Below are 7362 nucleotides of genomic sequence, written 5' to 3' on the forward strand. Positions count from 1 at the left end.
ATTACAAGACGCTCGCCAGGGCGCACTGGCGGTAATGGTTCGCGGCCTCTTGCTCCTGTCCCAGCGCCTCGTGCATCTGCGCCAGCTTCAGGTGGGCTTCGCGCACCATCGCCGCGTCGAGGGCGTCCGACAGCGCCTGTTCCAGGTAGCGCTGGGCCTTGCCCCACAGTTTCTGTTTCAGGCACAGCGAACCCAGGGTCAAGGCCAGTTCGGCGTCGGTCGGGCGCTCGCGGCGCCAGGTCTCGCAGGCCTCGATCTGGGCCAGCAGCGACGGCGAGCCGAATGGGCTGGCGGCGTCGCGGTAGGCGCGCACCACGCGCTCGTCCCAGCCGGCCTTGAGCGACTCTTCGGCGATCGCGCGCGCCTCGTCGTGCAGGCCGCGCGCATTGAAGGCGCTGGCCGCGCGCGCCGCGATATACGGCACGGTGCGGTCTTGCGGCGGCACGGTGGCCCAGATGCGGCGCAGCGACTCGGCGTCGTGGCCGTCGCCGCCCAGCAGCGCCTCGTAGGACAGCTCGCGCAGGCGGCTCGACAGGGCCGGATGCAGCGCGCGGCGCTTGTCCAGGATGCGCACCAGGCGCAGCACTTCGGGCCAGTTGCGCGCCTGCTGGTTGGCCTTCATGGCCCACTGCAGGGCGTGGATGTGGCGCTGGCCGCTGGCGTTCAGTTCGGCCACCGCGTCCAGCGCGGCCTCGGGCTGGTGGTCGTCGACCAGCAGTTCGGTCACCGTCATCAGGCGCGCCGTCTTGAGGGTGTTGTCGTGGGCGATCCCGGCCAGCCAGGCGTCGCGCCGTGCCGGCTCGCGCATGCGGTGCGCGGCGCGCGCGCCGATCAGGGCCGCCAGGCCGGCATTCTCGGGCAGCTCGGCGGCGCGCATCGCGGCCTTTTCGGCGTGGCCGAAACGGCCCTCGAACAACGCCTTGAGCGCATCGCGCATGCCCTTGTTGCCTTCGCGTTCGCTGCGGCGCTGGCGATAGGCCGCCACGCGCTGCGGCATCTTGAGGGTAGCGTTGATGGCGCGCACCAGGCCATAGAGCGCAAGGAAGGACGCCACCAGCAACACCACGAACAGGTTGAGCGACATGTCGATCCGGTGCGGCGGATAGAACAGCACCACATTGCCCGGATTGAAGCGCGCCGTCACGGCGATGCCGATGGCGGCGGCCATCAGCGCGACTAACCAAAGAAGTAAACGCATGGCTTATTGCTTCGCTTTGTAGTTGCGCACGGCGTTCAGGCTGTCGGCCAGCGTCGGCATCTCGATCGTCAGGTTGTTGGCCTGGACCTGGCGCAGCGCGGCCTGGGCCGACTGCGTCACACGCGCGCGCGTGTCGAAATACTTGAGCAGCATGGACTGGGCCGTGGCCAGGTCGTCGCGGAAGGTCGCCTCGTTGCGCGACAACAGCGCCAGGCGCGCGTTCAGCAGGCGCAGCTTGAGGTTCTCGCGCACGAAGAACGTTTCGCTCGGCGACAGCATCAGCGCCTCGGGCTCCTCGACGCTGCGCACCCGGATCAGCTGGCGCACGTCGTCCCACATCTCCTGGCTCCAGAGCTGCCAGGTATCGAGCATGCGCCGGCCCACGCCCAGCGCCTGCGCCGGCTCCGTGGCCACCGCGGCGGCAGCCGCCTCGCCCTTGCGCCCGGTGCGCACCGGCGCCACCGGCAGCAGCGGCTTCTCGTCGGACAGCAGCGGCAGCGTATCCACCTGGCCGATCACGTGATCGAGGCGCACCGCCACGCCGGCCAGGTCCACCGCCGGCAAGCCCTTCAGTTTTTCGATATCGCCGGCGATCGCGCGCCGGATGGTGAGAAATTGTGGCGTATCCGAGCGAGAGACCGCGCGGTCGGCGTTCTGCAGCGCGATCAGCGCGCCCTGCACATTGCCGGCCAGTTGCAGCTGCTGGCTGGCGGTCGACAACACCTGCTCGATCTCGGTCAGCGCCCACTCGTCGCGATTCTGCGACAGGTCTTTATACAACTGCTCGAGCGCCACCTGCTGGCTCTGGGCCTCGCTCTGGCGGCTTTCGAGCACGCCGACCTTGATCTGCAGCTCCTTGGACTGGTCGGCCACGTCGCGCGCCAGCGCCGCCGTCTCGGCATTGACCGCATTGCCCTTCTGGAGACTGCGCGCCATGTCCTGGCGCAGCGAGTTGATGCGGTTGTGCGATGAGTAGGTCTGCAACGCCAGCAGCACGGCCAGGGCGATCACGGCCAGCGGCAAGGGCCGCGCGATGCGGTCGAACATGCCGGGACCGCCCGGTTCAAGCATGCGCGGCGCGGCCGGCACGCCCGCCGACGGCGGGATGCCGCCGCCAGCCGCACCTGGTGGTGGCGGCGTCGGGCCCGGCGGCGCGCCGGCGCCCTCGGGCTTGTGGAGGCTCGGCGCGGGCACGTTGGCCTGCGGTTGATCTGGATTGTTCGGCAATTCGTTCATTATTGTGATTGTAACGCTGCTAGTATGCGTGCATCTCCGGATCCCGTCAGGGTCACGTGGCGCAGGCCCAGGGCGTGCGCCGTCTCGGCAATCCGCGCATGGGGCACGACCAGGCGCTGCTGCTGGAACTGCGAGCGCAATTGCTCGCTACCCGGCTCCAGCGCATTGACCAGCCCCGCCAGCCCGCGCAGGGCTTCCGAGCTCGTGATTATCCAGTCGTTTGGCTGCGCCAGCAAGGCGCGCAATCGTGCGGCCAACTCTTGCGTCAATACAGGCGTGCTGCGGCGGTAGGCCGCGACCGCCTCGACCATGGCGCCGGCCGCCCGCAAGGCGTCGGCCAGCAGCTCGCGCCCGCCATCGCCGCGCACGATCAGCACGCGCCGGCCCGCGAAGGCGGCCAGGTCCAGGCTCAGTAACAGGTGTTCCGAATCGCTGTGGGCGGCATCCAGCGGGCTGTGGATCGTGTAGCGCGGCGCCGCCACGCCATGGCGCGCCAGCGCGGCGCGGCTGCCCTCGCCCACGACCGCCAGCGGCACTTCAGGCGGCCAACCGTCCAGGCAGGAAAACGCGGCATCGACCGCATTGGGCGACACAAACACCACCATGGCATGCTCGTGCAGCCGCGCCAGTGCGGCGCGCAGGGGCGCCGGTTCGTCGACCGGGCCGATCTCGAGCAGCGGCAGGATCTCGGCCGTGCGGCCGCTGGCACGCACCGCCTGCGCCAGGCCATCGGCCTGGGCCCGCGGGCGGGTAACGATCACGATGCGATCCAGCTCAGGCATCCTCGGCCGCATCGACGCGGCAAGCGGCCAGGATCGCGTTGGCGTCCTGCTGCGCCAGCAGCTCGGACACCTGTTCGCCCAGGTATTCAGGCTGCTCGGCGGCGCCGGCCACCTCGGCATGCGCGCTGCGCTTGCCGTCTGGCGTTGCAACCATGGCGCGCAGGCGCATCTGGCCGTCCTGCACGGTGGCATAGGCCGCCAGCGGAATCTGGCAGCTGCCGCCAAAGATGCGCGACACCTTGCGCTCGGCCAGCACCGCTTGCGCGGTCTCGACGTGGTTCAGCGGCGCCAGCACGGCGCGCAGGTCGACCCCATCGCTGCGGTCGGCACTCAGGATCTCGATCGCCATCGCGCCCTGGCCGGCCGCCGGCAGGGAGAGTTCGGGCTCGAGCAGCGCACGGATGCGCTGCGGCAGCCCGAGGCGCTTGAGGCCCGCCGCAGCCAGAATGATGGCCGCGTAGTCGCCGCGATCGAGCTTGCCGAGGCGCGTATCCAGGTTGCCGCGCAGCGGCTGGATTACAAGGTGCGGATAGCGCGCCGCGATCAGCGACTGGCGGCGCAGGCTGCTGGTGCCGACCACGGCGCCGGCCGGCAGCGCATCGAGGCTGGCGTAGTCGTTCGACACGAAGGCGTCGCGCGGGTCTTCGCGCTCGAGCACGGCCGCCAGCTCGAAGCCTTCGGGCAGCTCCATCGGCACATCCTTGAGCGAGTGCACGGCCAGGTCGGCCCGGCCCTCGGCCATCGCGACCTCGAGTTCCTTGACGAACAGGCCCTTGCCGCCGACCTTGGACAGCGTACGGTCGAGGATCTGGTCGCCCCGTGTTGTCATTCCCAGAATTTCGACGCTACATTCTGGATATAATGCGGCGAGCCGGTCGCGCACGTGCTCCGCCTGCCACATGGCCAGGCGGCTCTCGCGGGATGCGATAATCAGTTTTGTCGGCGCCTGGGGCGCCGTTCCGGACACTTGCTGTATGGCGTTTAACACTCGAGTTCTTCCACTGTCATTGGGCCGACCCGGACGATGCCAGTAAACGGTCCCTGCATAAGATCACAAATTTTATCATGGGGCATCCTGCAGATCGTGGCCAACCGCCATCGCACAATCTATTACTTGTGGTCGATATGGACAATCCTGCTGCACTCGTAGTACCAGCCGGCGCCGACAAGGACGCGCCGCTCAAAGAAGACATCCGCCTGCTCGGCCGCCTGCTGGGCGACGTGCTGCGCGACCAGGAAGGCGACGCGGTGTTCGACATCGTCGAAACCATCCGCCAGACCGCCGTGCGCTTCCGCCGCGACGACGACCCGGACGCCGGCGAAGAGCTGGCCACCCTGCTGCACAAGCTCACCCGCGAACAGACCATCTCGGTGGTGCGCGCCTTCTCGTATTTTTCGCACCTGGCCAATATCGCCGAAGACCAGCACCACAACCGCCGCCGCCGCGCCCACCTGCTCAAGGGTTCGGCGCCGCGCTCGGGCAGCATCGGCTATGCGCTGGGCAAGCTGGCAGAAGCGGGCATCAAGCGTGAAGCAGTCGACGAATTCTTCCGCGATGCCCTGATCTCGCCGGTACTCACCGCCCACCCGACCGAGGTGCAGCGCAAGAGCATCCTGGACGCCGAACACGATATCGCGCGCCTGCTGGCCGAGCGCGACCAGCCGCAAACGCCCAAGGAACGCCGCCGCAACGAGCAGCTGCTGCACGCCCGCATCGCCACCCTGTGGCAGACGCGCATGCTGCGCTACTCCAAGCTGACCGTGGCCGACGAGATCGACAACGCCCTGTCCTACTACCGCATCACCTTCCTGCGCGAAGTGCCAGCCCTGTACGACGACATCGCGCTCGAAGTGGCCGAACAGTATGGTGGCGAGCCGCAGGCCGCGCACGCTTCCTTCCTGCAGATGGGCAGCTGGATCGGCGGCGACCGCGACGGCAACCCGAACGTCAACGCCGACACCATGCGCCATGCACTCACGCGCCAGTCGACCACCATCCTCGACTTCTACCTCGACGAAGTGCATGCGCTGGGCGCCGAGCTGTCGGCCTCCACCCTGCTGGTGAAGGTGACGCCGGCGCTCGAACAGCTGGCGGACGCCTCGCCCGACGCCTCGCCGCACCGCAGCGACGAACCGTATCGGCGCGCACTGATCGGCATCTATGCGCGCCTGGCCGCCACCGCGCGCGAGGTGGGCGTGGGCCACATCCTGCGCAAGGAAGTCGGCCACGCCGCGCCCTACCTCGACCCGGAACTGTTCGCGGCCGACCTCGAAGTGCTGGCCGACTCGCTGCGCCAGAACCACGGCGCCATGCTGGTCCAGCCGCGCCTGGCCGGCCTGCTGCGCGCGGCGCGTATCTTCGGCTTCCACCTGGCCTCGCTCGACATGCGCCAGAGTTCGGACATCCACGAGCGCGTGCTGGCCGAGCTGTTCGCACGCGCCGGCGTCGAAGCCGACTATGCGGGGATGAAAGAAGAAGACAAGCGCGCGCTGATCCTGCGCGAGCTGGCGCAGTCGCGGCCCCTGTTCTCGCCCTACGAAAGCTATGGCGACGAGACCAATTCGGAGCTGGCGATCCTGCGCTGTGCGCGCGAGATCCGCCTGCGCTACGGCCCGCGCGCGATCCGCAACTACATCATCTCGCACACCGAGACCGTGTCCGACCTGCTCGAAGTGCTGCTGCTGCAGAAGGAGACCGGCCTGATGCGGGTGAGCGCAGGCGCCAACGATGCGATGGTGATCCCGCTGTTCGAAACCATCCCTGACCTGCAGCGCGCCGCCGGCATCATGGACGAGTGGATGTCGATTCCGCTGGTCTCGAGCCTGATCGGGAAACAGGGCCGGCTGCAGGAAGTCATGCTCGGCTATTCCGATTCGAACAAGGACGGCGGTTTCCTGACCTCGAACTGGGAGCTGTACCAGGCTGAATTGAAACTGGTCGAGGTCTTCGAGCGCCACCAGGTCAAACTCCGCCTGTTCCATGGCCGCGGCGGCACCGTCGGCCGCGGCGGCGGCCCGAGCTACGATGCGATCCGCGCCCAGCCGCCCGGCACCGTCAACGGCCAGATCCGCCTGACCGAACAGGGCGAGATCATCGCCTCGAAATTCTCGAATCCCGAGATCGGCCGCCGCAACCTAGAGCTGCTGGTCGCGGCGACCTTGGAAGCGAGCCTGACACCGAACGCCGCCGGCAGCGGCTGCGAGGCCGAACGCCTGAAACGCTTCGAGTCGGTCATGGCCGAGCTGTCGAACCGCGCCTACAAGGCCTACCGCGACCTGGTGTACGAGACGCCGGGCTTCACCGACTACTTCTTCGAAGCGACGCCGATCGCCGAGATCGCGGAACTGAACCTCGGTTCGCGCCCCGCCTCGCGCAAGTCGACCCGCCGCATCGAAGACCTGCGCGCGATCCCCTGGGGCTTCTCGTGGGGCCAGTGCCGCCTGCTGCTGCCGGGCTGGTTCGGGTTCGCGTCAAGCGTGACGAGCTGGCTTGGAGATGACAACGTCGACGGCGACCGCGAGAGCAAGCTGGAAGAGCTGCGCGCCATGTACCGCGACTGGCCGTTCTTCGCCACCCTGCTGTCGAATATGGACATGGTGCTGGCCAAGACCGACCTGGCGATCGCCTCGCGCTATGCGGGCCTGGTGGCCGACGTGGGCCTGCGCGAGCGCATCTTCCGCCGCATCGCCGCCGAACACGGCGAGACGATCCGCTGCCTGGAAGCGATCACCGGCGCCACCGAGCGCCTGGCCGGCAATCCGCTGCTGGCAAGGTCGATCCAGAACCGGTTCGCCTATCTCGATCCGCTGAATCACTTGCAGGTGGAGTTGATCCATCGGCGGCGCAAGCTGGCCGACAATGCCGATCCGCGGGTCAATCGCGGTATCCACTTGTCGATCAATGGTGTCGCGGCGGGCTTGCGCAACACCGGTTGATCGCGTCGACGTTCCAGGCAAAAAAGCCGCCCGGCGCAAACCGGGCGGCTTTTTTACATTGCGGGAAAGCGAGGGAAAGCTGGGTCAGAAAAGCGGGGTCAGGTTGAGATGGTCCGGGTTTCATGAACATCCAAATAAGGGACAATATGTCCCTAAAGGATAAACATGAAAAAGAAACAGCTACCATCGAAGCGGGAGATCATTCCCGCC

5 protein-coding genes are annotated in these 7362 nt (G+C 67.8%); 1 reads left to right on the top strand and 4 read right to left on the bottom strand.

Annotation, left to right across the window (positions count from 1 at the left end; translation table 11 throughout):
• Position 1: 1 nt before the first annotated feature.
• Genes E8M83_RS03840 through hemC form a run of 4 tightly spaced genes read right to left on the bottom strand, consistent with a single transcriptional unit; the run spans position 2 to position 4183 of the window.
• Positions 2-1198 carry a heme biosynthesis protein HemY gene (locus tag E8M83_RS03840; protein ID WP_137172057.1) on the bottom strand — a complete coding sequence of 399 codons (1197 nt, stop codon included), beginning with the start codon at positions 1196-1198 and terminating at the stop codon, positions 2-4.
• 3 nt (positions 1199-1201) lie between these two features.
• Positions 1202-2434, bottom strand: coding sequence for a uroporphyrinogen-III C-methyltransferase (locus E8M83_RS03845; protein ID WP_137172058.1), 1233 nt, complete (start codon positions 2432-2434; stop codon positions 1202-1204).
• Complete coding sequence (locus E8M83_RS03850; protein WP_170976684.1) at positions 2434-3216, bottom strand: uroporphyrinogen-III synthase; 783 nt, start codon at positions 3214-3216, stop codon at positions 2434-2436. Before E8M83_RS03850 ends, E8M83_RS03845 begins: the two co-directional genes overlap by 1 nt.
• A complete protein-coding gene (gene hemC, locus E8M83_RS03855; protein ID WP_267874174.1) occupies positions 3209-4183 on the bottom strand; it encodes a hydroxymethylbilane synthase in 975 nt (324 codons plus the stop codon). Before hemC ends, E8M83_RS03850 begins: the two co-directional genes overlap by 8 nt.
• Positions 4184-4341: 158 nt before the next feature.
• Between hemC and ppc the strand changes: the two genes are divergently transcribed.
• Positions 4342-7152: a phosphoenolpyruvate carboxylase gene (gene ppc / locus E8M83_RS03860; protein WP_137172059.1), complete on the top strand. Its 2811-nt coding sequence runs from the start codon at positions 4342-4344 to the stop codon at positions 7150-7152.
• The last annotated feature ends 210 nt before the right edge of the window (positions 7153-7362 follow it).

Source organism: Massilia sp. HP4 (assembly GCF_005222695.1).
GTDB lineage: Bacteria > Pseudomonadota > Gammaproteobacteria > Burkholderiales > Burkholderiaceae_D > Telluria.

What these genes read in the sequence shown, in the direction of transcription:
- E8M83_RS03840 (WP_137172057.1), bottom strand. Translation starts at nt 1,198, where the DNA reads ATGCGTTTACTTCTTTGGTTAGTCGCGCTGATGGCCGCCGCCATCGGC.
- E8M83_RS03845 (WP_137172058.1), bottom strand. Translation starts at nt 2,434, where the DNA reads ATGAACGAATTGCCGAACAATCCAGATCAACCGCAGGCCAACGTGCCC.
- E8M83_RS03850 (WP_170976684.1), bottom strand. Translation starts at nt 3,216, where the DNA reads ATGCCTGAGCTGGATCGCATCGTGATCGTTACCCGCCCGCGGGCCCAG.
- ppc (WP_137172059.1), top strand. Translation starts at nt 4,342, where the DNA reads ATGGACAATCCTGCTGCACTCGTAGTACCAGCCGGCGCCGACAAGGAC.